The organism is Kitasatospora sp. NBC_00458 (assembly GCF_036013975.1).
Taxonomy (GTDB): Bacteria; Actinomycetota; Actinomycetes; order Streptomycetales; family Streptomycetaceae; genus Kitasatospora.
Window position 1 is genome coordinate 2,642,900 of sequence record NZ_CP107904.1, and the last position, 25,031, is coordinate 2,667,930.

The 25,031-nt window shown below is 72.3% G+C and carries 22 protein-coding genes and 2 riboswitches; of the genes, 8 read left to right on the forward strand and 14 right to left on the reverse strand.

The window, feature by feature from the left end:
* Window positions 1-19 precede the first annotated feature (19 nt).
* The 6 genes from OG550_RS10375 to OG550_RS10400 form a co-directional block, all read right to left on the reverse strand.
* A complete protein-coding gene (locus tag OG550_RS10375) occupies window positions 20-1,039 on the reverse strand; it encodes a hypothetical protein (RefSeq protein ID WP_327676401.1) in 1,020 nt (339 codons plus the stop codon).
* Between the two features lie 176 nt (window positions 1,040-1,215).
* Window positions 1,216-2,280 (reverse strand): C40 family peptidase, encoded by a 1,065-nt coding sequence (locus tag OG550_RS10380; protein WP_327676402.1) that lies wholly within the window; start codon window positions 2,278-2,280, stop codon window positions 1,216-1,218.
* Between the two features lie 226 nt (window positions 2,281-2,506).
* Window positions 2,507-3,715 carry a C40 family peptidase gene (locus OG550_RS10385; RefSeq protein WP_327676403.1) on the reverse strand — a complete coding sequence of 403 codons (1,209 nt, stop codon included), beginning with the start codon at window positions 3,713-3,715 and terminating at the stop codon, window positions 2,507-2,509.
* A riboswitch (cyclic di-AMP (ydaO/yuaA leader) is annotated at window positions 3,702-3,854 on the reverse strand. (Overlaps the previous gene by 14 nt.)
* 376 nt (window positions 3,855-4,230) lie before the next feature.
* A complete protein-coding gene (locus OG550_RS10390; protein WP_327676404.1) occupies window positions 4,231-5,277 on the reverse strand; it encodes a C40 family peptidase in 1,047 nt (348 codons plus the stop codon).
* Between the two features lie 211 nt (window positions 5,278-5,488).
* Window positions 5,489-6,790 (reverse strand): NYN domain-containing protein, encoded by a 1,302-nt coding sequence (locus OG550_RS10395; RefSeq protein ID WP_327683799.1) that lies wholly within the window; start codon window positions 6,788-6,790, stop codon window positions 5,489-5,491.
* A gap of 449 nt (window positions 6,791-7,239) precedes the next feature.
* Window positions 7,240-7,509 carry a hypothetical protein gene (locus OG550_RS10400; RefSeq protein ID WP_327676405.1) on the reverse strand — a complete coding sequence of 90 codons (270 nt, stop codon included), beginning with the start codon at window positions 7,507-7,509 and terminating at the stop codon, window positions 7,240-7,242.
* A 202-nt stretch (window positions 7,510-7,711) separates the two neighbouring features.
* Between OG550_RS10400 and OG550_RS10405 the strand changes: the two genes are divergently transcribed.
* The gene (locus OG550_RS10405) at window positions 7,712-8,512 is read left to right on the forward strand and encodes a rhomboid family intramembrane serine protease (protein ID WP_327676406.1); all 801 of its coding nucleotides are present in this window, start codon (window positions 7,712-7,714) and stop codon (window positions 8,510-8,512) included.
* A gap of 41 nt (window positions 8,513-8,553) precedes the next feature.
* Window positions 8,554-8,835: an Lrp/AsnC ligand binding domain-containing protein gene (locus tag OG550_RS10410; RefSeq protein WP_327676407.1), complete on the forward strand. Its 282-nt coding sequence runs from the start codon at window positions 8,554-8,556 to the stop codon at window positions 8,833-8,835.
* Between the two features lie 51 nt (window positions 8,836-8,886).
* On the opposite strand, the gene OG550_RS10415 is transcribed toward OG550_RS10410, so the two are convergent.
* The 3 genes from OG550_RS10415 to OG550_RS10425 all read right to left on the reverse strand — a co-directional run bounded on the left by OG550_RS10415 (window position 8,887) and on the right by OG550_RS10425 (window position 12,331).
* Window positions 8,887-10,287, reverse strand: a complete 1,401-nt coding sequence (locus OG550_RS10415) for an aminotransferase class V-fold PLP-dependent enzyme (protein ID WP_327676408.1) — start codon at window positions 10,285-10,287, stop codon at window positions 8,887-8,889.
* A gap of 52 nt (window positions 10,288-10,339) precedes the next feature.
* Window positions 10,340-10,457: riboswitch (SAM riboswitch) on the reverse strand.
* 166 nt (window positions 10,458-10,623) lie between these two features.
* Window positions 10,624-11,700, reverse strand: a complete 1,077-nt coding sequence (trpD, locus tag OG550_RS10420) for an anthranilate phosphoribosyltransferase (protein ID WP_327676409.1) — start codon at window positions 11,698-11,700, stop codon at window positions 10,624-10,626.
* A gap of 205 nt (window positions 11,701-11,905) precedes the next feature.
* Window positions 11,906-12,331 (reverse strand): hypothetical protein, encoded by a 426-nt coding sequence (locus OG550_RS10425; RefSeq protein ID WP_327676410.1) that lies wholly within the window; start codon window positions 12,329-12,331, stop codon window positions 11,906-11,908.
* Window positions 12,332-12,726: 395 nt separating this feature from the next.
* On the opposite strand from OG550_RS10425, the gene ctaE reads away from it, so the two are divergent.
* The 5 genes from ctaE to OG550_RS10450 all read left to right on the forward strand — a co-directional run bounded on the left by ctaE (window position 12,727) and on the right by OG550_RS10450 (window position 17,643).
* Window positions 12,727-13,347 (forward strand): aa3-type cytochrome oxidase subunit III, encoded by a 621-nt coding sequence (gene ctaE, locus OG550_RS10430; protein ID WP_327676411.1) that lies wholly within the window; start codon window positions 12,727-12,729, stop codon window positions 13,345-13,347.
* Window positions 13,348-13,534: 187 nt separating this feature from the next.
* On the forward strand, window positions 13,535-14,344 hold the full coding sequence (gene qcrC / locus OG550_RS10435) for a cytochrome bc1 complex diheme cytochrome c subunit (protein WP_327676412.1): 810 nt from the start codon (window positions 13,535-13,537) through the stop codon (window positions 14,342-14,344).
* Window positions 14,341-15,411: a cytochrome bc1 complex Rieske iron-sulfur subunit gene (gene qcrA / locus OG550_RS10440; RefSeq protein WP_442905974.1), complete on the forward strand. Its 1,071-nt coding sequence runs from the start codon at window positions 14,341-14,343 to the stop codon at window positions 15,409-15,411. Before qcrC ends, qcrA begins: the two co-directional genes overlap by 4 nt.
* Window positions 15,408-17,066, forward strand: coding sequence for a cytochrome bc1 complex cytochrome b subunit (gene qcrB / locus OG550_RS10445; RefSeq protein WP_327676414.1), 1,659 nt, complete (start codon window positions 15,408-15,410; stop codon window positions 17,064-17,066). The genes qcrA and qcrB overlap by 4 nt, the downstream gene beginning before the upstream one ends.
* A gap of 193 nt (window positions 17,067-17,259) precedes the next feature.
* Window positions 17,260-17,643, forward strand: coding sequence for a GntR family transcriptional regulator (locus tag OG550_RS10450; RefSeq protein ID WP_327676415.1), 384 nt, complete (start codon window positions 17,260-17,262; stop codon window positions 17,641-17,643).
* Between the two features lie 20 nt (window positions 17,644-17,663).
* On the opposite strand, the gene OG550_RS10455 is transcribed toward OG550_RS10450, so the two are convergent.
* From OG550_RS10455 to ctaC, 4 genes are all read right to left on the reverse strand, one after another.
* The gene (locus OG550_RS10455) at window positions 17,664-18,926 is read right to left on the reverse strand and encodes a L,D-transpeptidase (RefSeq protein WP_327676416.1); all 1,263 of its coding nucleotides are present in this window, start codon (window positions 18,924-18,926) and stop codon (window positions 17,664-17,666) included.
* Window positions 18,927-19,093: 167 nt separating this feature from the next.
* Window positions 19,094-19,510, reverse strand: a complete 417-nt coding sequence (locus tag OG550_RS10460; protein WP_327676417.1) for a cytochrome c oxidase subunit 4 — start codon at window positions 19,508-19,510, stop codon at window positions 19,094-19,096.
* Window positions 19,510-21,285, reverse strand: coding sequence for an aa3-type cytochrome oxidase subunit I (gene ctaD, locus OG550_RS10465; RefSeq protein WP_327676418.1), 1,776 nt, complete (start codon window positions 21,283-21,285; stop codon window positions 19,510-19,512). Before ctaD ends, OG550_RS10460 begins: the two co-directional genes overlap by 1 nt.
* Window positions 21,282-22,136, reverse strand: coding sequence for an aa3-type cytochrome oxidase subunit II (gene ctaC, locus OG550_RS10470; RefSeq protein WP_327676419.1), 855 nt, complete (start codon window positions 22,134-22,136; stop codon window positions 21,282-21,284). Before ctaC ends, ctaD begins: the two co-directional genes overlap by 4 nt.
* Window positions 22,137-22,502: 366 nt before the next feature.
* Between ctaC and OG550_RS10475 the strand changes: the two genes are divergently transcribed.
* The gene (locus tag OG550_RS10475; protein ID WP_327676420.1) at window positions 22,503-23,930 is read left to right on the forward strand and encodes a cysteine desulfurase/sulfurtransferase TusA family protein; all 1,428 of its coding nucleotides are present in this window, start codon (window positions 22,503-22,505) and stop codon (window positions 23,928-23,930) included.
* A gap of 6 nt (window positions 23,931-23,936) precedes the next feature.
* Here OG550_RS10475 and OG550_RS10480 read toward each other — a convergent pair whose 3' ends face one another.
* Window positions 23,937-24,914, reverse strand: a complete 978-nt coding sequence (locus OG550_RS10480) for a carbohydrate kinase family protein (RefSeq protein ID WP_327676421.1) — start codon at window positions 24,912-24,914, stop codon at window positions 23,937-23,939.
* Window positions 24,915-25,031: the final 117 nt, after the last annotated feature.

Sequence of the window (25,031 nt, forward strand, 5' to 3'; positions counted from 1 at the left end):
AGCGGCCGGGTCACGACGGCTAGGCCGCGAGGCCCCGGACCTCCGCGAGCCAGAGCCGGGTGAACTCGGCGAGGCCGAGGCCCAGCCGGTCCCGGCAGAGTCGGTCCAGCCAGGCCTCCCGGTCGGCCCCCGGAGCGGCCTCGCCGACCGCCCGGTAGAACGCCACCAGCCGCTGCGGCCCGTACCGGCGGGCGATCAGGTCGCAGGCCAGCCAGGCCTGCTCGTAGGCCTGGGCGAGGCCGTCGGCGCCGGCCGTGAAGGCCCGGTCCTCCGGCAGCGCCGCGGGCAGCCTCCCGGCGGCGACGTCCCGGGCCAGTTCGGGGGCGATCTGCCGGGCCGGGCGGCCGGAACCGCGGTACCCCGTCCAGTCGGCGGCCCCCTCGGAGAGCCAGAGCGGCGTCCAGGCCCGGGTGTCGGCCCGGGTCGCCACGTGGACCGCCTCGTGCGTGGTCACCACCTGGCGGCCGAAGGCGCTCAGCCGCCCGTACGCCGCCGGGTTGATCACGATCCGGTCGGCCGGGGCGTGCCGGGGTGCCCCGGGCGCCGCGACGGTGACCGCCGCCATCCCCGCCCAGCCGGGCGAACCGTCCTCCACCAGCCGGGCGAACTGTTCCTCGGTGGAGGGCAGTTGGAGCAGCAGCCGGCCCGCCCAGGCGGCGCCCCAGACCTCCTCGACCGCCGGGACGGCCCGGTCGCCGACGGCGGCCAGCCCGGCCAGTGCGGCCGGGTCGGCCAGGCCGAGCACCAGGCAGCGCCCGCCGGCCGCGGCCCGGACGGTTCCGAGGTCCCACAGCGGCGGCGGACCGCCGGCGCCCTCCTCCCGCTCCACCCGCAGCCGGCCGCCGCTCCCGGCCAGCGCCAGCCTGCGCGGGTGCACCACCGGCTCCTCGTCGTACCCGGTCACCGTGACCGCCAGCTCGGCGGTGGCGGAGCACCGGCCCGCGGCGTCCGCCGGGCCGAGCAGCAGGTTGCGGTAGACCGCCCGGAGCGGGAGCTCCGGCGGCCCCCCGGTCAGGGCCCGGGCCCGCTCGTCCAGCACCGCCAGCGCCTCGGCGTGCCCGTCGGAGGCGGCCGCCGCGGGCCCGGCCGGGCCCGCCCCGGGCAGCGAGAGCTGGGCGAGTCCGGCGGCCGCGAGCAGCAGGGCGCCGCGCCGGGACAGCGCACGGCCGCCGCCCGGGGCGTCCGGGGCGGCGGCCGGAGGGGGGCCGGGGCGGCTCAGAGCCGGATCACCCCCGCGACCGGCATCGCGTTGACGCTCTCGTAGCGGACCTTGGCGCCCGGGTAGGGGGCGTGCACGATCACCCCGCCGCCGGCGTACATCCCGACGTGGTGCATGTCCCGGTAGAAGATCACCAGGTCTCCCGGCCGCGCATCGGAGAGGCCGACCCGCCGGCCGGCGTACGCCTGGGCCTGCGAGGTGCGCGGCAGGGTCACTCCGGCCTGCCGCCAGCTCCAGTACATCAGACCGGAACAGTCGAACGCCTTGGGCCCGGTGGATCCGTACACGTAGGGCGAGCCGATCATCCTCACGGCGGCGGCCAGCGCGGCGGCGCCTCGCTCGGAGGCGGGCGGCGTGGTGCCGAGGTCCAGCCGGTCGGTGCCGCGGGTGGCGCGCTGCTCGGCCTCCCTGGCGTCCTGCGCCGCCAGCCTGGCCCGCTCGACGGCGCCGAGGCTGTTGAGGAGCCGCTGCGCCTTGGCGAGCCGCTGCTGGATCTGCTGCTTGCCCTCGGCGAGCGCCTTGCGGGTCTGGTCCAGTTCGGCGAGCTTGGCGGAGGTCTCGGCCCGGCGCTGGTCCAGCCCGCGCTGGCGGGCGATCACCTCGCGGAGCGTCTCGTTCTGCCGCTCGGCGGCCTGGTCGAGGCTGCGGGCCCGGGAGAGGTAGCCCTCCGGGTCGGTGGAGAGCATCAGCTGGACGGTCTGCGCCATGCCGCCGCCGCGGTACTCGGCGCCGGCCACCGCGCCGAGGTCGCCGCGGAGCCGGTTCAGCTCGTCCTGGGCCACGGCGATCTGCTGCTGGAGGGTGCCGGTCTCGTGCTGGAGCTTCTGCTGGGCCTCCTGGGCGGCGTTGTACCGCTCGGACGCCTGCTCGGCCTCGTCGTAGAGCTGCTCCACCTGGGCCTTGACGTCCTTGCGGCCGGCGGGCCCGTCCGGGGAGCCGGGCGCGGCCTGGGCGGTGCCTCCGGTCGCGACGCCCAGCGCGGTGGTGGCCGCCGCGGTGAGCACCAGCGCCCGGGCTAGGGCGTGCGCGCCTGACAGCGGGGAACGGCGGTGCACGGGCATGCGGCGTCGGCTCCGATCCTGCGGCAGGGTCCGCCGCCGCCCCGGGGAGGGCGGCTGGTAGCGGGAGTCCGGTGGCAGACGTTAGCGAGTCCGGGCAACCGAGTCCAAACCCCTCCCAACCCGAATATTTGACTCCTTTTCGGACATCAGCACGAGTGGCGGAAAAGCCGCAGGCCCGGCCTCCCGCGTGGGGGGACCGGGCCTGCGCAGGCCGCGTGATCGGGGATCAGAGGCGCACGATGGAGTTGACCGGCATGTTGGACGCCGCCTCGTAGCGGACCGAGGCACCCGGCTTGGGGGCGTGGATGACCTGGCCGCCGCCGACGTAGATGCCGACGTGGTGCCGGTCGCCGTAGAAGATCACCAGGTCGCCGGGCTGGGCCTGGGAGATGTCCGAGCCGATCCGGGTGCCGGCACCGGCCTGCGCCTGCGAGGTGCGCGGCAGCGACACGCCCGCCTGGGCGTAGGCCCAGCCGGTGAGGCCGGAGCAGTCGAAGCTGCTCGGACCGGTGGCGCCGTAGACGTACGGGGCGCCGAGCTTGCTCTCGGCCGCGGCGATCGCGGCGGCGGCGCGCGAGCTGTTGGCGGCGGGTGCGGCCGGCTTGGGCGCGGCGGCGGCGGGGGCCGAGGAGGCCGCGGGCGCCGACGGGGCGGCGGACGGCGCGCTCAGGTTGCTGCGCTCGTTGTCCCGGGAGGCGCGCTCGGCGTCGGCCTTCGCCTTGGCGGCCTTGGCGGCCTCGGCCTTGGCGGCGTCCGCCTTCGCCTTGGCCTCGGCGGCGGCCTTCTCCTCGGCCGCGCGGATCGCCTGGCGCTCCTGCTCGGTGAGGGTGTTGAGCAGGTCCTGGGCCTTCGTCAGCTTGCCCTGGACCTCCTCCTTGGAGGCCTTCAGCTGCTGGGTGGTCGCCTCCAGCTCGGCAAGCTTGCCCTGGGTCTCGGTGCGGTCCTGGTCGAGCCTGCGCTGCTGCTCCTGGAGCTCCTTCAGCGCGCCGGACTGGGTCGACCCGGCCTGGTTGAGGGCGTCGGCCTGGTTCAGGAAGTTGTCCGGGCTGGAGGAGAGCATCAGCTGGACGGTCTGCGATATGCCGCCGGTGCGGTACTGCTCGCCGGCGATCTCGGAGAGGCCGCCCTGCGCCTCGGTCACCACGGCCTGCTGGCGGGCCACCTTGTCCTGCAGCTCACCGACCTGCTTCTGCAGCTCCTGCTGCTTGGCCTGGGCGCCGTTGAACTTCTCGGTCGCGATCTCGGCCTGCTCGTTGAGCTGGTCGACCTGCTCCTTGACCTGGTCCTTGGTCGGGGCCGGGTCGGCGTGGGCGCCGGTCTGCGCGGAGAGCGCGACGGTGGCGGCGGCGAGACCGGTCAGGATCGAGACCCGGGTACGGCCGGCGGGCTTGGGACGACGATGGGACGCCACGAAGGCGGACTCCTTCTTCCTCATCCGCCTACCGGGTGAGCTGACGGGTTCGGGCGGAAGCGTGCCCTACGACGCCTCACCGTCCGCTCCCGCGGCCGACCTGGCGCCGATTCACCCCGGAGGAACGTGGTTCCCCGGCTCCGGTCCACAGCCACCCGCGGTGCGGGCCTCTCACTCGGACGGGCGACTGGCCCGTCCCGCTGCTTCACGAACTCGGCGGTAAACCCCCGCCGCCACCCAGGCTGGGTGATCGACTGTGCGGTGGTTCGAGACACGACCCTAGTAACAGATCCGTGATCCGTTCAAATCCTTGTCGGAAAAAAGCCAGAAGAATACCCAAGTTCTTTTGTGAATATGACCATGTGTGATCGCCGCTCCACACGGAGCTGATCGTTCCTCACCCCGCGGCCGAACCCGCGCCCGAAACGACCGCGCCACCCCCGTTCGGAGGTGGCGCGGATCACAGGGCCTTCGGCGGGCCCGCGGGCGTGTCGTGGCGGACCGTCAGGCGGTCGGACGCCCCGGCGGCCCCTGCGGCGTCAGACGCGGCGAATCGTGTTGATCTTCATGCCGTCGGCCTTCATCACCTTGATCACGTCGCCGGTGCGCGGCGCGTGCACCACCATGCCGTTGCCGATGTACATGGCGACGTGGCTGCGGTCGTCGCGGTAGATGATGAGGTCGCCCGGCTGCGCCTCGGCGAGCGACGGCACCCGGGTGCCGTAGTTGCCCTGCGCCTGCGAGGTGCGCGGCAGCGAGACGCCGGCCTTGCCGTACGCCCAGACCATCAGACCGGAGCAGTCGAAGCTGTTCGGACCGGTGGAGCCCCAGCCGTACGGCTTGCCCTGCTGGGCCATCGCGTTGGCGACCGCGGCGCCGGCCATGCCGGAGGCCTGCGGCAGCGCGCCCAGGTCGGGCCGCTCGGTGCCGCCGCGGGAGGCCCGCTCCTGCTGCTGCTGGGCCGCCTTCAGGGCCGCGCGGTCGGCGGCGCTGAGCGAGTTCAGCAGGTCCTGGGCTTCCTTGAGCTTCTTGTTGACCTCGGCCTTGGACTGGTTGAGGTCCTTGGTGGTGGTGTCCAGCGAGGCCAGTACGGCGGCCGCCTCGGCCTTCTGCTGGTCCAGCCGGCGCTGCTGGTCCTGGAGACCCTTCAGCGCCTCGGTCTGGCTGGAGCTGGCCTGCTGGACGCTGGAGGCCTTGTCCAGGTAGCCGGACGGGTCCGAGGAGAGCATCAGCTGGACCGACGGGTCGATGCCGCCGGTGCGGTACTGCGCACCGGCCACCTCGGCCAGCCCGGCCTGAAGCTGGGTCATCTGCTCCTGACCGCGGGCCACCTGGTCCTGGAGCTGGTCGGCCTGCTTGCGCAGCTGGTCGGTCCGCTCCTTGGCGCCGTTGTAGCGCTCGGTGGCCTGCTCGGCCTCCTCCTGCAACTGGTCGATCTGCGCCTTCACGTCCTCCTTCTTGGGGGACGGGCTGGGCGCGGCGTGCGCGGCGACCTGGGCGGAGAGGGCGACCGCGGTCGCAGCGGCCGCAGTGAGCACGGACACCCGCGCGCGGCTGGGCTGCTTGGGACGGCGGTGGGAGGCCAAAAGACCGGCTCCTTCTTCCAATGGACTCACCTGTTCGGGTGAGAATCCGGAAAATAGGTTTGACGCCAGACCCTAGTGAAGATCCACGCATTGCGCCACTCCCCCGTTGGCGTGAACCCGTCTCCCCCGCCCTGACTTCACGAGATCCGCACATCACCGCAACCCGGGCACTGACCAGGCGTCATTCCCGTCCCCCGGATCCGGGGGACGGTTACGGCCGGGCCAGCCGGTTGAGCAGCAGGACGGAGGCCACGGGGCGCGCGCCGGCCTTCCGCACGCCCTCCGCGACCTCCCGGTCGGTGGAGACCACCACCACCGGGCGCCCCTGCGGCTCGGCCCGCACCAGCCGGCGGATCAGCTCGTCCGCCGTCTCCCCCGTCCGGCTGAACCGCACTCGCACCCCGCGCGGCGGCGCCATGATCACCGGCACGTCCAGGTCCTGGCCGTCGAACACACAGGTGACCTCCGCCTGGGTGCGCTGGGCCAGCATCGCCAGCCCGCCCAGCAGCCGGATCCGCTGCTGCTCCAGCGGCAGCGTCGGGTAGCCGGTCTTGGTCACGTTGTAGCCGTCCACCACCAGATGGACCTGCGGGATCGCCAGCAGCTGGTCCAGCAGCGCCGGGTCGTCCTCCGCCAGGCCGCGCCGCGCCACGTCGTGCGGCGAGGCCGAGCCCGGCACCACCGCCTCCACCAGGTCCGCCGGACGGATCTGCGACACCGGCAGCGCCAGCTCCCGCTGCAGCCCCTGGGCCGACTGCAGGACGGTGTCCAGCAGCAGCCGCAGCCGCATGTCCTCGACGCTGCGCCCCTCGCGGGCCGACCGGCGGCCCTGCTCCACGGCGTTCTCCAGCTCCGTCACCCGGTGCCGCAGCCGCCGCGTCTCGCTCTCGCCGGCGCTCCGCTCGGCCGCCGTCTGCGCCCTGACCGCCTCCAGCTCGGCGGCCAGCTTGCGGGTCTCGGCCTGCGCCCGGCGGGTGTCGCTCTCCAGCGAACGGACCTTCCGGCGGAGCGACTCGGCCTCCTTGCGGACGTCCTCCGACTCGGCCCGGTGCCGGTCCAGGTCGGCCCGCGCGGCGGCCCTCAGCTCCGTCAGCTCGGCCTGCAGCTTCTCCACCAGCCGGGCCGCCTCGGCCGCCGCGCCCTCGGCGCCGGCCCGCTCGGCCTCCTCGCCCGCCTCCGCGACCAGCCGGCTCCAGCCCGCCGAACGGACCAGGTAGGCGGCCGCGGCCACGTCCATCGGATCGGCGGCGCCCGGCACGGTGCCCGCCTCCAGGGCCCGGACCAGATCGGGCTGGCCCAGTCTCAGCCGCTCCGCTATCCGCACCCGGAAGGCCGGCTCGGACTCCAGCGCGGCGGCCAGCGCGGTCGCGGCGTACTTGGCCCGGCGGGCCGGGGTGAACTTGGCGTACTGGCGCAGCGACTGCGGCAGCTCACCGAGCGGCAGGCCGCCGAGCGCGTCGGCGGCCAGGCCGACCACCCGCCGGCGCACCCCCTCGGGCAGCGGGCGGTCCAGGCGCTCGGCGGTCGCCTCGGCCTCCGCCTCCGCTTCGGACCCGCCGCCGCGGTCCGGCCGGTCGGGCGCGTCGTCCGCCCCGGAACCGCCGTCCGGGGACCGGCCGGGGGAATCCGCCCCGTCGTGCGCGTCCGCTCCGGCCGCTCCACCGTCGGCTGCCGCCGGTTCGTCACCGCCGCCGGGCTCCTCGCCGGAGGCAGTCCCGGCCGCGCCCTCGGTTCCGATGGGAGCGGCCCCGGCCGCGTCCGGCGCCTGCGCGTCCACAGCGGGCTGCTGCCCCTGCGGCCCGGCGGGCTCCTTCGCTGCGTCCACCACGTCCTCGGCTCCGATCCTGGTCCAGCGGGGGACGGCCGGTGGCCGCCACCCCCGTCACACTCCGCGCGTTCTCTCCGTATTGTCCCGTGCGGCGGACGGCCACGCCGTGTGCCGCCCACCGCACGGACCGGGCATCAGCCCTGCTCGCCGGCGGCCTCGGCCCCGGCGTCCGCCGCGCCCGGACGGGCTACCAGCTCGACCTGGTCCACCGCGTTGCACCAGCGGCAGCGCACCGACTCCACGGTCTCGCTGAGGATCTGGGTCTCCTCGACCTTGGACTCGCCGGCCAGGTCGAAGTGGAGGAACTCGGTCACCCGGGCGGTGCGGGTGACGTCGAAGCGGGTCAGGTTTCCGCAGAGCGTGCAGCGCCAGCGCGTCTCGGCGGTCAGGGCGGGGACGGTCATCGGGGGTCCTCTCGGGTGGTCCCTGGATGGGCTCAGGCGCTCCCCCCGGAGCCCCGGCGTCGGCGGCGGGAGGCGGGAATGCCCGCCCCAAGCCTATTGCCTGGGGCAACCTTCGTGACCACCGGTCACGGCGATCGCCGCCTTGGGCCACCTGCCGTAACGACGCGGTGCCGGCCGGCCCGGCGGAGGGATGCTTGGCCGCATGGCGATCCCGGTCCTCGACCACGCCGGTGCACGGGACGGCCGACCGGCCGCCACCGCTCCGGCGGTCTGCTACGTGCTGATCGCGCTCAACACCCTGGTCTTCCTGCTCGGGCCCGCCGCCGGACTCAACCCGCTGTACGGGCGCGGCCAGGAGCGGGTCTGCGCCGAGCAGCGCTACGAGCAGCGCTGGGGGACCGTGCCCGCCGAACTGCTGACCGGGCACCCGCTCACCGCCGAACAGCTGGCCGAGGCCCCCGACCCGGTGCCCGGCTGCCCGGCCGCGCCGACCCCGGGGAAGCACCCGGCGCTCTCGGTGCTCAGCGCGCTCTTCCTGCACGGCGGCTGGCTGCACCTGCTGGGCAACCTGCTCTTCCTCCACGTCTTCGGCCCGACCGTCGAACGGCGGCTGGGCCGCTCCCGGTTCGTCCTCTTCTACCTGGCGGCCGGCGCGGTGGCCACCTACGGCTTCGCGCTCGCCGAGGCGCACTCGCCGAACTCCACCCGGGTGCTGATCGGTGCCTCCGGGGCGATCTCGGCCGTCCTCGGCGTCTACCTCCGGCTGCACCCGCGCGCCCGGGTCACCACGCTCGTCCCGCTGCTGCTCTTCCTGCCGCTGCGGTTCCCCGCCTGGCTGGTGCTCGGGCTCTGGTTCGCCCTGCAGTGGTGGTCGGTCCACTCGGCCGGCCCCGGAGTCGCCTACCTGGTGCACGTCATCGGTTTCGCGGCCGGCTTCCTCTACGCCTGCACCCTCGCCGAGCGCCGGACCCGGGCCGCCCGCCCCCCGCGACCGCCCGGCTGACGCCCGATACCCTGGCGGCACCTCACAAAGGAGCTCGCACCGTGATCACCGCCATCGTCCTGATCAAGACCAGTGTCGACCGCATCCCGGAGATCGCCGAGGCGATCGCCGCCATCGAGGGCGTCAGCGAGGTCTACTCGGTGACCGGCGGGTACGACCTGGTCGCGATGGTGCGGGTGCGGCGGCACGACGACCTCGCCGAGGTCATCCCCGGCCGGCTCAACAAGGTCCCGGGCGTGGCCCACACCGAGACCCAGATCGCCTTCCGCACCTACTCCCAGCACGACCTCGAAGCCGCCTTCGCGATCGGCCTCGACGCCTGACCCGTCAGTCCTCCGACGGGCGCCCCGCCCGTCGGAGTGCCGGGCGCCCGCTCAGGCGCCGCGCCGGGTGTCCGCGACGCAGCGGCCGCCCTCGTTCCGGTAGTTCCAGGCCGCGCCGTCGGTGACCAGCTCGCGGACAGCGGTCAGGAACCGGTCCACGTGCTCGTCCGGGGTGCCCGCACCGAAGCTCACCCGGATCGCGTTCAGGCTGCGCTCGCCCGGCAGCGACGGCTCCGGCGCCCCGCACTCGGACGGCGCGACGTCCTCGTCACCGAGCAGGGTGCGGACCAGCGGGTGCGCACAGAACAGGCCGTCGCGCACGCCGATGCCGTACTCGGCGGAGAGCGCGGCCGAGAAGTGCGAGCTGTTCCAGCCCTGGACGACGAAGGAGAGCACGCCCACCCGGGCCGACTCCGGGCCGAACAGGTTGAGCACCTTGACCTGCGGGACCTCCGCCAGGCCCGCCTTCAGCCGGTCGACCAGCGCGCGCTCGCGGGCCTCCAGGGCGTCGAAGCCGGCCTCGGTCAGCGCCCGGCAGGCGGAGGCGATCGCGTACGCGCCGATCACGTTCGGGGAGCCGGCCTCGTGCCGCGCCGGGCCGGTGTGCCACTGCACGGCCACCGAGCCGTCCTCCTCCCGGGCCACGGTCCGGGTGGCGCCGCCGCCGGCCAGGTACGGATCGGCCGCGTCCAGCCAGTCGGACCGGCCGGCCAGCACCCCGGCGCCGAAGGGCGCGTACAGCTTGTGCCCGGAGAAGGCGATCCAGTCCACGTCCAGCTCGCGCACCGAGACCCGGTGGTGCGGGGCCAGCTGCGCGGCGTCCAGCACCACCCGGGCGCCGTACCGGTGGGCGGTCCGGGTCAGTTCGGCGACCGGCCACAGCTCGCCGGTGACGTTCGAGGCGCCGGTGACACAGAGCAGCTTCGGGCCCTCGGGGGCCTCGGCCAGCGCGGCGTCGAAGGCGGCGACCGCCTCGGCGTGCGAGCGCGGGGCGCGCAGGTAGGTGACGGCCAGGCCGGCGTGCGCCCAGGGCAGCAGCGAGGCGTGGTGCTCGGTCTCGAACGCGAACACCCGGGTGCCGGCGGGGACGGCGGCGGCCAGCAGGTTCAGCGAGTCGGTGGTGGCGCGGGTGAAGACCACCTGGTCGCCCTCGCGCAGGTCCAGGAACTCGGTGACGGTGCGGCGGCTCTGCTCGAACAGGTCGGTGGAGAGCTGCGAGAGGTAGCCGGCGCCGCGGTGCACGCTGCCGTAGTAGGGGGCGTAGGCGGCGACGTCGTCCCAGACCCGCTGGAGCGCCGGGGCGCTGGCGGCGTAGTCGAGCGCCGCGTAGCCGACCTTCTCACCGGTGGCCAGCGGGACCTGGACGTCGTGGCCGAGGACGCTGAGGAGGGCCTGCGGGGAGGGCGCCTGGTCGAGGACGGCGGCCGGCGACTGCGGGGAGGAAAGGGACATGGGGATGCACTCCTTCTACGGGTCAGGACCCCGGGAGTGCAAAGTCGTCCGGTGTCCGCGCTTGTCACGCGGACGGTTCGCCGCATGACCCGGTCCTCACCCAGGGCACCCCGCCACGGACGGAGGGTTGCCGGACAGCCAGCTGGGGCTTGACGCTGTCGCTCATGACCTGGCGAAAACTCTAGGTCGCGTCCGCCCGGTGGTCAAACAGGGGTCCACATCCCGGACGGCCGTCCGGGGACCGGTCGGCCCCGGGCCCTCCGGACCTCCGCCCCGCCCGGGCGCGGGAACGCGAAAGGGCCGGCCGGGACGCCCCGGCCGACCCCTGACGGCGCCTCAGGCTCCGGCGGTGGCCTCCGACCAGTGCTTCAGCAGGTCCCGGGCGGCACCCGAGTCGATCGCCGCCGCCGTCCGCGCCATGCCGGCCGCCAGCTGCTCGGCCAGCGGCGCGTCGGTCAGGTCGAGCGCCACCAGCGCCGCCGCCGAGTTCAGCACCACGGCGTCCCGGACCGGACCGTGCTCCCCGGCCAGCAGCCGGCGCGCGACCTCGGCGTTGTACGCCGGGTCCGCCCCGCGCAGCGCCTCGATGCCGACCGGCTCGATGCCGACGTCGCGCGGGTCGAAGGAGGTCTCGGTGACGGCGCCGTCGCGGACCACCCAGACCTGCGAGGTGGTGGTGATGGTCAGCTCGTCGAGGCCGTCGTCACCCCGGAAGACCAGCGCGGTGGAGCCGCGCCGCGCCAGCACGCCGGCGATCAGCGCCGCGAGCCGGGTGTCGAAGCAGCCGATCGCGTGCGCGGTGACCCGTGCCGGGTTGGTGAGCGGACCGAGGATGTTGAACGCGGTCGGCACCCCGAGGTCGCGCCGGGCCGGGGCGGCGTGCCGCATCGACGGGTGGAAGGTCGCCGCGAAGCAGAAGGTGAGCCCCACCTCCTCGGCCACCTCGGCGACCCGGCGCGGCGACAGGTCCAGCCGGATGCCCAGCTTCTCCAGCACGTCCGAGGAGCCGCTCGACGAGGAGGCCGCCCGGTTGCCGTGCTTGACCACCTTGGCGCCGGCCGCGGCCGCGACGATCGCCGACATGGTCGAGATGTTGACGGTCTTGGCCCGGTCGCCACCGGTGCCGACGATGTCCACCGCCGGGCCGGGGACGGACAGCGGCTCGGCGTGCGCGTACATCGAGTCGACCAGGCCGGAGATCTCGTCGACCGTCTCGCCCTTGGCCCGCAGCGCCACCATGAACCCGGCCACCTGGACCGGGGAGGCCTCGCCGCTCATGATCCGGTCCATCGCCCACGCGGTCGCGGAACGGTCGAGGTCCTCGCCGCGCAGCAGCACCGACAGGATGTCCGGCCAGGTGCGGACCACCTGCGCGGGGTCGCTACCGCCGTTCGCAGGGTGCACGTTCACCATGGCTGACTCCAGCTCTCGTTCCCCGTCGTACGGGGATGACCGTAGGGATGGAGTCAGCCTATCGAGCGGCGGGGCGCGGGGGCTCGGCCGTTCACCCTTCTTCTCCCGTGGTGAGACGCGCGGCCCGGGAGCCCGGTCCGCGCGCCCCGTCCGGAACGCCCCGTCCCGGGTGGCTTCGCCCGCTCCGCCCGGGGGGCCGGCGCGCCTACCGGGCGGCCGGCGCCCGCTTGGCCAGCCGGGCGCGGAGCAGGGTGCCGGCGGCCTCGGCCAGCGCCACCGGGTCCACCGGCTGGGAGATCGCCGCGTCGGCCCGGCTCCAGGCGGCCAGCCAGGAGTCCTGCGGCCGGCCGATCAGCACCAGCAGCGGCGGGCAACCGTAGATCTCGTCCTTCAGCTGCCGGGCGAGCCCGAGCCCGCCGGCCGGCACCGCCTCCCCGTCCAGCACGCAGAGGTCCACGCCGCCCTTCTCCAGTGCCCTGAGCACCGCGGGGGTGGTCGCGCACTCCAGGTAGGACAGCTCCGGCAGATCCTCGGCCACCCGGCTGCCGAGCGCCGTGAGCACCTGCTCGCGGGTCGTGCGGTCGTGGCTGTAGACGAGAACGGTCAGCGTCTCGTCGGTCGTGTACGCCATGGGCCCTGCTCCCTCACGTGTGATCCGGACCACGTTCGCCTCTCCCCGGATGCTACTCCCGATCACCGGCCGCCGAGCCACTCCCGCGCGATCCGTCTCAAGCCGCCGCGCCCACCGATGGTCCGGCCGGAGGACAGCGCGTCACCCTCACGCCCGCAGTCCACCCGTACGGCGGACGGGGGCCTTCTCCCCTTACTACCGACGGGCCTCCGGGGGGTGGTACGACACGCAGGGCATCGGGGTCGAAGACGCCTTCGAAGAACCATCAGAAAAGGGACACGCCGCTGCTCAGCACCGGTACGGACGGCCCGTCGGGCACCAGGGGGGCATACCGCACGCACCGGACACTCCGAGGGACACCCCCCGACGTGAAGACGGAATAAGGGACCGACATAATGTCCGTCGTGGCGACAGCAACAGCAGTAGAAACCGGGCACGCGCACGGATCGGTCAACCGGCCGAACATGGTCAGCGTCGGAACGATCGTCTGGCTCAGTTCCGAGTTGATGTTCTTCGCGGCCCTCTTCGCGATGTACTTCACGCTCCGCTCCGTGAAGGGAGCCGAGTACTGGACCGAGAAGGCGCACGCCCTCAACGTGCCCTTCTCCTCGGTCAACACCACGATCCTGGTGCTCTCCTCGCTCACCTGCCAGCTCGGCGTCTTCGCCGCCGAGCGCGGGGACGTGAAGAAGCTCCGCTCGTGGTTCGTCATCACCTTCGTGATGGGCGCGATCTTCATCGGCGGCCAGATCTTCGAGTACACCGAGCTGGTCAAGAAGGACGGTCTCTCGCTGTCCTCCGACCCGTACGGCACGGTGTTCTACCTGACCACCGGCTTCCACGGTCTGCACGTGACGGGTGGTCTGATCGCCTTCCTGCTGGTCCTGGGACGGACGTACGCAGCCAAGCGCTTCACGCACGAGCAGGCCACCGCCGCGATCGTGGTGTCGTACTACTGGCACTTCGTCGACGTCGTGTGGATCGGCCTGTTCGCGACCATCTACCTGATCAAGTAACCAGCTGATCAGGTCGCTGGCCACCGGCTCCGGGTCCCGCCCTCCTGGGCGACGGCCCGATTTCGCCGGTGGCGACGCTCCCACCGACCGACCGCGCGCGCAGCCCTAGACAGGCCGCCTCGTGCCGGCCAGACCGGCCGCCGGGTGCACCCACCAGTCGACCAGATCCTGACACCGGGGTTATTCCGTGAAAAAGCTCTCCGCACGACGGCGCCACCCACTGGCGGCGCTGGTCGTCCTACTTCTCGCCCTGGCGGCAACCGGGGGGCTGTACGCCGCGTTCGCGCCCGCCGACAAGGCGCAGGCCGACGTCGCCGCGCAGTCGCTCGCGATCGATGAGGGCAAGAAGCTCTTCGCCGTGGGCTGCTCCTCCTGCCACGGCCTGAACGGCCAGGGTTCGAGCGACGGTCCCAGCCTGGTCGGCGTCGGCTCCGCCGCGGTCGACTTCCAGGTCGGCACCGGTCGCATGCCGGCCCAGCAGCCCGGCGCCCAGGTGCCGAAGAAGAAGAACATCTACTCGCAGGCCGAGATCGACCAGATGGCCGCCTTCGTGGCCTCGCTCGGCCCCGGCCCGGTGACTCCGACCGAGGAGCAGTACACCTCGACCAACCCCGAGGACCTCTCCAAGGGCGGCGAGCTGTTCCGCACCAACTGCGCCCAGTGCCACAACTTCGCCGGCCAGGGCGGTGCCCTGACCCAGGGCAAGTACGCCCCGTCGCTGGAGGGCGTGGACGCGAAGCACATCTACGAGGCCATGCAGACCGGCCCGCAGAACATGCCGTCCTTCCCGGACACCACCATGCCCGAGGAGCAGAAGAAGCAGATCGTGGCCTTCGTCCGCCACACCACCAACGATGAGCCCAACCCCGGCGGTCTCACGCTCGGCAGCCTCGGTCCGGTGACCGAGGGCCTGTTCGGCTGGATCTTCGGTCTCGGCGCGCTCATCGCGGTCGCGATCTGGGTCGCCGCCCACACCACCAAGGCCAAGAAGTCATGAGCCACGACATGTCAGAAGAGAAGCTCCCGGAGTCCCACGGCTCCGCCGGGCACCACGAGGTGGCCGCCCACGGCGATCCGTTCGCCGACCCGGGCCTGCCGGCCCACGAACCGCGTCGCACCGACATCGACGAGCGGGCCGCCAAGCGGGCCGAGCGCCAGGTGTCGCTGATGTTCGTGGTCTCGATGCTCGCCACGATCGGCTTCATCGCCTCGTACGTGGCCATCGACAAGGAAAAGATCGTCTACGTCTGGCCGCTGGGCAACATCAGTGCGCTGAACTTCGCCCTGGGCATGACCCTGGGCGTGGCCCTCTTCCTGATCGGCGCGGGCGCGGTCCACTGGGCCCGCACCCTGATGTCGGACGTCGAGCTGCCGGCCGAGCGTCACCCGATCGAGGCCGACGACGAGGTCCGCAACGACGTCATCGACCAGTTCAGGACCGGCGCCGCCGAGTCCGGCTTCGGCCGCCGCAAGATGATCCGCAACACCCTCATCGGTTCGATGGCCCTGGTGCCGCTCTCCGGTGTGGTGCTGCTGCGCGACCTGGGGCCGCTGCCCGAGGACAAGCTGGAGCACACCGGCTGGCTGGAGGCCACCCCGGCGAAGCCGTTGGCGCTCATCAACATGAACACCAACCTGCCGATGACCGCCGAGGACATCATCGTCGGCTCGCTGACCTTCGCCATGCCGGAGGGTCTGCACACCCACGACGAGGACTTCCAGCAGCGGATCGCCAAGGACGCCCTGATGCTGGTGCGCATCGCGCCGGAGAACATCAAGGACGAGAAGTCCAAGGAGCTGGGTTTCGAGGGCATCCTCGCCTACTCCAAGATCTGCACGCACGTCGGCTGCCCGATCAGCCTCTACGAGCAGCAGACCCACCACGCGCTCTGCCCCTGCCACCAGTCGACCTTCGACCTGGCGGACGGCGCGCGCGTCATCTTCGGCCCGGCCGGCCACCCGCTGCCGCAGCTGAAGATCATCACTGACGAGAAGGGCTTCCTGGTCGCCACCGGCGACTTCGACGAGCCCGTCGGCCCGAGCTACTGGGAGCGTGCTCGATGAGTAGCGCGAGCAGCACCACCTCCGGTGCCGCCAAGCCCGCCAGCACGCGCGCCAAACCCGCCAACAAGTGGGAGCAGGCAGCGGACTGGACGGACGGCCGGCTGGGGATCTACTCCCTCGCCCGGGCGAACCTCCGCAAGATCTTCCCGGACCACTGGTCCTTCATGCTCGGTGAGATCTGCCTCTACACCTTCATCATCATCATCCTGACCGGCGTCTACCTGACGCTGTTCTTCAAGCCCTCCATGGGCGAGGTGATCTACCAGGGCTCGTACGTGCCCCTCAAGGGCATCCCGATGTCCGAGGCGTACGCGTCGACGGTGGACATCAGCTTCGAGGTGCGCGGCGGCCTGCTGGTCCGCCAGATCCACCACTGGGCCGCCCTGGTCTTCGTCGCGGCGATGCTCGTGCACATGATGCGCGTGTTCTTCACCGGCGCGTTCCGCAAGCCGCGCGAGATCAACTGGGTCTTCGGCTTCCTGCTGCTGGTCCTCGGCATGTTCGACGGCTTCTTCGGCTACTCGCTCCCCGACGACCTGCTCTCGGGCACCGGTATCCGCTTCATGGAAGGCGCGATCCTCGCCGTCCCGCTGGTGGGCACCTACATCCAGATGTTCCTGTTCGGCGGCGAGTTCCCCGGCCACGACATCGTGCCGCGGTTCTTCACCATCCACGTGCTGCTGATCCCGGGCATCATGCTGGGCCTGCTGGTCGCCCACCTGATCCTGGTCTTCTACCACAAGCACACCCAGTGGGCGGGCCCGGGCAAGACCGAGAAGAACGTCGTCGGCATGCCGCTGATGCCGGTCTACATGGCCAAGGCCGGCGGCTTCTTCTTCCTGGTGTTCGGCCTCATCGCCGTCATCTCGGCGATCGCCACGATCAACCCGATCTGGGCGTACGGCCCGTACCGCCCGGACCAGGTGTCCACGGACGCCCAGCCCGACTGGTACATGGGCTTCTCCGAGGGTCTGATCCGCATCATGCCGGGCTGGGAGATCAGCCTCTGGGGCCACACCCTGAACCTGGGTGTCATGGTGCCGCTGGCGATCTTCCCGATGGTGCTGGCCGCGATCGCGGTGTACCCCTTCATCGAGGGCTGGATCACCGGCGACAAGCGCGAGCACCACATCCTGGACCGCCCGCGCAACGCCCCGGTCCGCACCGGTCTGGGCGCCGCCTGGATCAGCCTCTACCTGATCCTGCTGATGGCCGGTGGCAACGACCTGTTCGCCACCCACCTGCACCTGTCGATCAACTCGGTCACGTACTTCGTCCGCGTGGGCATGTTCGTGGTCCCGGTGCTCGTCTTCATCATCACCAAGCGCTGGTGCCTCGGCCTCCAGCGCCGTGACAAGGAGAAGGTGCTGCACGGCCGCGAGACCGGCGTCATCAAGCGCCTGCCGCACGGCGAGTTCGTCGAGGTGCACGCCCAGCTGCCGGCGAAGGACCTGCACACGCTCACCGCGCACGAGCAGGTGGAGCCGTTCGAGCTGCCGGCCGCGACGGACGAGAACGGTGTGGCCCGCAAGGCCAACGTCATCACCCGGACCCGGGCGAAGCTCTCCCGCGGCTTCTACGGCGAGGGCAGCCAGATCCCCAAGCCGACCTCCGAGGAGCACCACGAGATCACCAGCGGCCACGGCCACCACTGATCCCGTACGCACCCCGCGTCGCACCCGAGGGCCGCTGACCAGAGTTCATCTGGTCGGCGGCCCTCGGGCTTTTCCCGTCCCGCCCAGTCCCGACCAGTCCCGACCCGCCCAGTCCCGTCCCGACCCGTCCCGACCCGTCCCGTCCCGACCCGTCCCGACCAGCCCCGTCCCGACCGAACCCCAGGAGCCATCCGTGCAGCTGTCCGTCGACCCGGCCTCCGCCACTCCCCCGTACGAGCAGATCCGCGCCCAGATCGCCGAGCAGGCCCGCAGCGGCGAGCTGGCGACCGGTCTGCGGCTGCCCACCGTCCGGGCGCTGGCCGAGCGGCTGGGGCTGGCCGCGGGGACGGTCGCCCGCGCCTACCGCGAGCTGGAGGCGGACGGCGTGGTCGAGACCCACGGCCGGCGCGGCACCCTGGTCGCCGCGGTCGGCGACGCCGCGCACCGGCTGGCCGCGGCGGCCGCCGCCGAGTACGCCGAGCGGGTCGTCCGGCTCGGGCTGCCCCTGCCGGACGCCCTGGGGGCCGTGGACACCGCACTGCGGCTGGCCTACCGGGAGGGCGCCGGCGAGGGCTGAGGAGGGGCCGTGCGGGCCCGTCAGAGCTGCGGGGCGATCATCCCCGTGGCGGGGGCCCGGGTGACCGGTGCGGTGGTGCTGACGGGCTGCCCGAGGGCGCTGTGGCCGACCCAGTCCGCCCAGGCGATGTTCCAGTCGCCGAAGCCGTTGCCGAACGGCTCCATGCCCTTGCCCCGGCTGTTCACCACCGTCACCAGGTCCCCCACCCTGGTGTTCTGGTAGAACCAGCGGGCGTTCTCGGTGCTCATGCCGGTACAGCCGTGGCTGACGTTCTCGATCCCCTGCGCGCCCACCGACCAGGGCGCGGCGTGGACGTACTCGCCGCTCCAGGTGACCCGGGTCGCCCACTCGACGTCGAGGTCGTACGACTCCGCGCTGCCGGCCGCTATCCCGATCGTCTCGCCGCTCATCCGGACCTTGCGCTCCTGGCCGAGCACCACCTTGACGCCGTTGCGGGTGTCGAAGCCCGGCTTCCCGGTGGTCACCGGGATCGTCCGGACCACCTGGCCGTCACGCTTCAGGGTGAGCTCGTGGGCGGACGCGTCCACCACCGTCTCGACCCGCTCCCCGATCCGCAGCGCCAGGGCGGCCCGGTCGCCGCCGTACAGGCCGTCCGCGATCCGGCTGCCGGTGCCCTCGAAGGCGAGGCTGACCGTGGTACCGGTCGGCCAGTACTGCTCGGGGCGGAAGTGCAGGTTCCTGTCGTCCACCCAGTACCAGCCTCCGGTGACGGCCGGCTGCGAGACCACGGTGAGCGCGCGCTCCACCTCCTGGCGGGCCTGCGGGTCCTTCACCGCCTCGGAGAGCTGGACCGTGAGCGGCTGGCCCACGCCGTAGACGCCGCTGCCCGAGGAGTCCGGGCCGAGCTTGGCGGCCAGCAGGCGCTGGGCGGCCACCGTCGCGAACCCGGCGGTGGTCTCGCCCCGGCCGCCCCTGCCGTCGTCGGCGGCGATCCGGACGGTGTACGAGGTGGCGGCCTTGAGCCGCCCGGTGGTCTGCCAGCTGCGCTGGTCGTCCGAGAGCCGCCCGGCGACCACCCGCCCGTCCGGGCCGACCACGGTGACGTCGGTGAGCCGGCTGCCCGGCTCGGCGGTCACGGTGACCGGCTGGGACGGGTCCACCCGCTCGGTGGCGGAGAGGTGCACCAGCTTCGCGGCGTCGACCTTGCGCACGGTACCGGCGAGGTCGTCCCCGCTTCCGGACGTGCAGCCGGCCAGCGGGGCCAGTACTGCCAGGGCCAGCGAGATGCCGCCGATACCTGCGATTCCGCGCCTGTCGGCCATGACCGCCTCCGAGGGTTCGCACGATTGATCAGATCGTAGGAACCGTCCCGCCCGAGCGACATCCGGGCGACGCGCCGTTGCGCCGGGAGGGTGAGGCCGTCACTCCGGGGACGCAACAGGGCCGGGCATCCCGTGCGGGATGCCCGGCCCTGTGCGAGGGGCGGAACCTACTGGTTCTGGTTCTCGCCGCGGTAGAACTCGAAGACCCAGCCGAACAGGCCGATCAGGATCACCGGGATCGACCAGTACAGCAGCCACCAGCCGAAGATCACACCGAGGAACGCCAGCGCGCCGCCGATCGCCAGCGAGAGCGGCTGCCAGCTGTGCGGGGCGAAGAAGCCCAGCTCGCCGGAGTCGTCCGCGACCTCGGCCTCGGGGTTGTCACCCGCGCCGCTGTCCACCCGGCGGGCGGTGAAGGCGAGGTAGTACCCGATGAACGCGCAGAGCGCGAAGGCGAGGAACAGCGCGGTGGTGCCCGCCGCCTCGATGCCGTGCTCCGACTGGTTGGTCCACAGGCCGTACGTGATGGCCATGGCCAGCACGAAGACCGCCAGGCCCAGGAAGATCTTGCCCTGTTCCTTCATCAGGCGTCCCCACCCTTCTTGCCCTTGCCGAGCTGCGGGGCGTCGTACTTCGCCGGGGTCACGCCCGCGAGGTGCTTGGCCGGCTCACCGTGGTTCTCAAGGTAGTCCAGCGCGGCGATCTCCGGGTGGTGGAGGTCGAAGGCCGGGGATTCCGAGCGGATCCGGGGCAGCGTGAGGAAGTTGTGCCGCGGCGGCGGGCAGGAGGTCGCCCACTCCAGCGAGCGGCCGTAGCCCCACGGGTCGTCGACCTCGACCTTCTCGCCGTACTTGGCCGTCTTCCAGACGTTGTAGAGGAACGGCAGGATCGACAGGCCGAGCAGGAACGAGCCGATGGTGGAGACGGTGTTCAGGGTGGTGAACCCGTCGGACGCCAGGTAGTCGGCGTAGCGGCGGGGCATGCCCTCCGCGCCGAGCCAGTGCTGCACCAGGAAGGTCGCGTGGAAGCCGATGAACAGCGTCCAGAAGGTGATCTTGCCGAGGCGCTCGTCCAGCATCTTGCCGGTCATCTTCGGCCACCAGAAGTGGAAGCCGGCGAACATCGCGAAGACGACGGTGCCGAAGACCACGTAGTGGAAGTGGGCGACGACGAAGTACGAGTCCGAGACGTGGAAGTCGATCGGCGGGGAGGCCAGCAGGACACCGGTCAGACCGCCGAAGAGGAAGGTGACCAGGAAGCCGACCGTCCAGAGCATCGGGGTCTCGAAGCTCAGCGAGCCCTTCCACATGGTGCCGACCCAGTTGAAGAACTTCACACCGGTCGGGACCGCGATCAGGAAGGTCATGAAGGAGAAGAACGGCAGCAGGACTTGGCCGGTGACGTACATGTGGTGGGCCCACACCGTCACGGACAGGCCGGCGATCGCGATGGTGGCCGCGATCAGGCCGGAGTAGCCGAACATCGGCTTGCGGCTGAAGACCGGGATGACCTCGGACACGATGCCGAAGAACGGCAGCGCGATGATGTACACCTCGGGGTGGCCGAAGAACCAGAACAGGTGCTGCCAGAGCAGCGCCCCTCCGTTCGCCGGGTCGAAGACGTGGGCCCCGAACTTGCGGTCCGCCTCCAGGGCGAACAGCGCGGCGGCCAGCACCGGGAAGGCCAGCAGGACCAGCACGGCGGTCAGCAGGACGTTCCAGACGAAGATCGACATCCGGAACATCGTCATGCCGGGCGCGCGCATGCAGATGATCGTGGTGATGAAGTTGACCGCACCCAGGATCGTGCCGAAGCCGGAGAAGGCCAGACCCATGATCCACATGTCGGCGCCGATGCCCGGCGAGCGGACCGCGTCCGACAGCGGCGCGTAGGCGAACCAGCCGAAGTCGGCGGCGCCCTGCGGGGTGATGAAGCCGGCGACGGCGATCAGCGAGCCGAACAGGTACAGCCAGTAGGCGAACATGTTCAGACGCGGGAAGGCGACGTCGGGGGCGCCGATCTGGAGCGGCATGATCCAGTTCGCGAACCCGGCGAAGAGCGGGGTCGCGAACATCAGCAGCATCACCGTGCCGTGCATGGTGAACGCCTGGTTGAACTGCTCGTTCGACAGGATCTGGGTCCCGGGACGAGCCAGCTCGGCGCGCATGACCAGCGCGAGGATGCCGCCGATCAGGAAGAAGGCGAAGGACGTGCCCAGGTAGAGCGTGCCGATCGTCTTGTGGTCAGTGGTGGTCAGCCACTTGATGATGGTGGAACCCGGCTTGCGGGTCCGCTGCGCCCCGACCGTGACGGCCCCGGCGCCCCCGCCGGCCGCGGCGGGCTCGTTGAGGATGGTCACTTCTCTTCACTTCCCATGGTCGTGATGCCGGAGGGCACCGCGCCGGTCTGACCCTTGGCCCGGAGCTCCTTCAGGTGAAGGTCGTACTCGGCACGGTCGACGACCTTCACGTTGAACAGCATGCGCGAGTGGTCGACGCCGCAGAGCTCGGCGCACTTGCCCCTGTACTCGCCCTTGACGGTCGGGGTGACCTCGAACCGGTTCACCACGCCCGGCACGACGTCCATCTTCATCAGGAAGTTGATGGGCCAGAAGTCGTGGATGACGTCACGAGAGGTGAGGCGGAACTGCACCGTCTCGTTGACCGGCAGGTACAGGGTCGGCGCCGCTTCCGGGGTGCCCACCTCGTACGCCGCGTCCTGGTTGGCCGGGTCGGGGTTCTCGGTGTTCTCGTAGTTGAACGCCCAGCTCCACTGGAAGCCCACCACGTTGACCGTGTGCTGCGGCTTCTCGGAGACGGCGATCAGCTTCGACTCGTCGCGGGCGACGAAGTAGAAGAGGACCGACACGATGATGATGGGGACCGCGGTGTAGAGCGCCTCGATGGGCACGTTGTACCGGGTCTGCGGAGGGACCTGCACACCGGTGCGGCTGCGCCGGTGGAAGATCACGCTCCAGATGATCAGACCCCACATCAGTACGCCGACCACCAGCGCCGCGATCCAGGAGCCCTGCCACATGTGGAGGACCAGGGGTCCTTCCTCGGTGACGGGACTCGGGAGGCCAAGCCTGGGGAGGTCGTTGGCCGAGCAGCCGGTGGCGGTCGCGATGACGAGGCCCAGTGCCAGCGCCTGAGGCAGCTTCCGCCGCATCGTGCGCCGCGGCGAGCGGTCGGAGCCGTTGGGACTCACGTAGCGCCTTCCCGAAGTCTCGCCCGCCTTCGCGTCGCCCCGGCGAGGTTGTTCCCTCCCCGGCGACCCGACCACGGGCACGGTTTGAATGCTTATGCGGGCCAAACCCTACTCCAGCCTTATGCGCTGCTGACGGGCAGGTCCCGGTAACGCGCCGCCCGGACACCCGATCAGGCCCGGCAGGGGCTGCGCCGCAGGTCATCCTAGGCATTCGGGGTCCGTACGCCCGATCGGGGGATGACCTCGGACGACGTACGTGACAGTCCGTCGGACGCGGACTATTCGGACATTCGGGGTGATCGACTGACGGCGGGTAAGCACCCGGGGCGGCCCGGAATACACCCGGGAGTGTCGTTAAATGTGACCGTGTACTTCGATGTGGCCTCCACCGCACCGCTCCACCCCGTCGCACGGCAGGCGCTGACCGCCGCCCTGGACGAGGGATGGGCCGACCCCGCCCGGCTCTACCGCTCGGGCCGGCAGGCCCGGATGCTGCTGGACGCCGCCCGCGAGACCGTGGCCGGGGTGCTCGGCTGCCGGGCCGACGAGATCGCCTTCACCGCGAGCGGCACCCAGGCGGTGCACCTCGGGGTGCTGGGCGCGCTGGCCGGGAACCGCCGGCGCGGCGGGCACCTGGCGCACTCCGCCGTCGAGCACTCCAGCGTGCTGCACGCCGCCGAACGGCACGAGGCCGGCGGCGGCGAGGTCTCCGTCGTCCCGGTCGACCGCTACGGCCGGGCGACCCCCGAGGGGTTCGCGGCGGCGCTGCGGCCGGACACCGCGCTCGCCGTGCTGCAGTCCGCCAACCACGAGGTGGGCACCGTCCAGCCGGTCGCCGAGGTGGCCGGGGTCTGCGGGGACGTGCCGCTGCTGGTGGACGCGGCCCAGAGCGCCGGTCGGGTGGACGTGCCGCGCGGCTGGTCGCTGCTGACCGCCAGCGCCCACAAGTGGGGCGGGCCGGCCGGGGTCGGGGTGCTCGCCGTGCGCAAGGGCGTCCGGTACTCCTCGCCGCTGCCCGCCGACGAGCGCGAGGCCGGCCGGGTGCCGGGGTACGTCAACGTGCCGGCGATCGTCGCGGCGGCGGCCTCGCTGCGGGCGGTGCGGGCCGAGGCCGACCGGGAGAACGCCCGGCTGCACGCCCTGGTCGAGCGGATCCGGGCCGGGGTGCCGCGACTGGTGCCCGAGGTGGAGGTGGTGGGCGACCCGGTGCGGCGGCTGCCGCACGTCGTCACCTTCTCCTGCCTCTACGTGGACGGCGAGGTGCTGCTGACCGAGCTGGACCGGGCCGGCTTCGCGGTCTCCTCCGGCTCCTCCTGCACCTCGTCCACCCTGACCCCCAGCCACGTGCTGGCCGCGATGGGCGTGCTCACCGAGGGGAACGTCCGGGTCTCGCTGCCGTTCGGCACCGCGGAGGCGGACGTCGAACGGTTCCTGTCCGTGCTGCCCGGACTGGTGGCCGGCGTCCGCGCCCCGCTCGGACTGAACCTGTCCCTGCCGGCCCGGTCCGGGTCCGGCTCCGGGGAGCAGGAGCCGGCGCAGGAGCCGGCGGAGGAGCCGGCGACCGTCCTCGACGCCCTCGGCAAGCGCTGCCCGCTGCCCGTCATCGAGCTGGCGAAGCGGATCGGCGGGGTGCCGGTGGGCGGGACGATCGCGGTGCTGGCCGACGACGAGGCGGCCCGGCTGGACGTCCCGGCCTGGTGCGGGATGCGCGGGCAGGAGTACCTGGGCGAGGCCCCGGCCGCCGAGTACGGCGGCGACCGGGGCACGGCCTACCTGGTGCGGCGGACCGCTTGAGGCGGACTACTTGACCAGGTGCGCCCGGACGTCGGCGGCGGCCTCGGCGCCGTAGGCGGCCTCGAAGCGCTGCAGGAACGCGACCGGGCGCAGCTCGTACTCCTGGGTGCCGACGGTCTCGATCACCAGGGTGGCGAGCATGCAGCCGAGCTGGGCGGCGCGCTCCAGCTCCAGCTGCCAGGACAGGCCCGCCAGGAAGCCGGCCCGGAAGGCGTCGCCGACGCCGGTCGGGTCGGTCTTGCTGTTCTCGGGGGCGCAGCCGACCACGACCGGGGCCTCGCCCTTGCGGTCGATCCGGACGCCCTTGCTGCCGAGGGTGGTGACCCGGGTGCCGACCCGGCCGAGGATCTCGTCCGCGTCCCAGCCGGTCTTGGACTCGATCAGCGCGGCCTCGTACTCGTTGGTGAAGAGGTACGCGGCGCCGTCGACGATCTGGCGGATGTCGTGGCCGTCCAGGCGGGCCAGCTGCTGCGAGGGGTCGGCCGCGAAGGCGTAGCCGCGGGTGCGGCACTCCTGGGTGTGGCGGACCATCGCCTGCGGGTCGTCCGCGCCGATCAGGACCAGGTCGAGGCCGCCGACCCGGTCGGCGATCGGCTTGAGCTCGATGTTGCGGGCCTCCGCCATGGCGCCGGTGTAGAACGAGGCGATCTGGTTGTGGTCCTCGTCCGTGGTGCACATGAAGCGCGCGGTGTGCCGGGTCTCGGAGATGTGGACGGACCGGCAGTCCACGTTGTTGCGCTCCAGCCAGCTGCGGTACTCCGCGAAGTCCGCACCGGCCGCGCCGACCAGCACCGGCCGCAGGCCCAGCACGCCCATGCCGAACGCGATGTTGGGCGCGACACCGCCGCGGCGGATGTCCAGGGTGTCGACCAGGAAGGACAGCGACACGGTGTGCAGCTGCTCGGCGACGAGCTGGTCGGCGAACCGGCCCGGGAAGGTCATCAGGTGGTCGGTCGCGATCGAGCCGGCGACGGCGATACGCACGGGGTCTCCTCAGAATGGCGGCAGGGCCATGGGACGGCGGGGGTGGAACCCACCCACGGTACCCGGCGGGAGGTGGGGGCCAGCAAGAATGCCTCGCACGGCACCCCCCGCCCCCGG

What these genes read in the sequence shown, in the direction of transcription:
- OG550_RS10405 (WP_327676406.1), top strand. Translation starts at nt 7,712, where the DNA reads ATGGCGATCCCGGTCCTCGACCACGCCGGTGCACGGGACGGCCGACCG.
- qcrB (WP_327676414.1), top strand. Translation starts at nt 15,408, where the DNA reads ATGAGTAGCGCGAGCAGCACCACCTCCGGTGCCGCCAAGCCCGCCAGC.
- OG550_RS10425 (WP_327676410.1), bottom strand. Translation starts at nt 12,331, where the DNA reads ATGGCGTACACGACCGACGAGACGCTGACCGTTCTCGTCTACAGCCAC.
- OG550_RS10415 (WP_327676408.1), bottom strand. Translation starts at nt 10,287, where the DNA reads ATGTCCCTTTCCTCCCCGCAGTCGCCGGCCGCCGTCCTCGACCAGGCG.
- OG550_RS10455 (WP_327676416.1), bottom strand. Translation starts at nt 18,926, where the DNA reads ATGGCCGACAGGCGCGGAATCGCAGGTATCGGCGGCATCTCGCTGGCC.
- ctaE (WP_327676411.1), top strand. Translation starts at nt 12,727, where the DNA reads ATGTCCGTCGTGGCGACAGCAACAGCAGTAGAAACCGGGCACGCGCAC.
- OG550_RS10400 (WP_327676405.1), bottom strand. Translation starts at nt 7,509, where the DNA reads ATGACCGTCCCCGCCCTGACCGCCGAGACGCGCTGGCGCTGCACGCTC.
- OG550_RS10380 (WP_327676402.1), bottom strand. Translation starts at nt 2,280, where the DNA reads ATGCCCGTGCACCGCCGTTCCCCGCTGTCAGGCGCGCACGCCCTAGCC.
- OG550_RS10385 (WP_327676403.1), bottom strand. Translation starts at nt 3,715, where the DNA reads ATGAGGAAGAAGGAGTCCGCCTTCGTGGCGTCCCATCGTCGTCCCAAG.
- qcrA (WP_442905974.1), top strand. Translation starts at nt 14,341, where the DNA reads ATGAGCCACGACATGTCAGAAGAGAAGCTCCCGGAGTCCCACGGCTCC.
- trpD (WP_327676409.1), bottom strand. Translation starts at nt 11,700, where the DNA reads ATGGTGAACGTGCACCCTGCGAACGGCGGTAGCGACCCCGCGCAGGTG.
- OG550_RS10460 (WP_327676417.1), bottom strand. Translation starts at nt 19,510, where the DNA reads ATGAAGGAACAGGGCAAGATCTTCCTGGGCCTGGCGGTCTTCGTGCTG.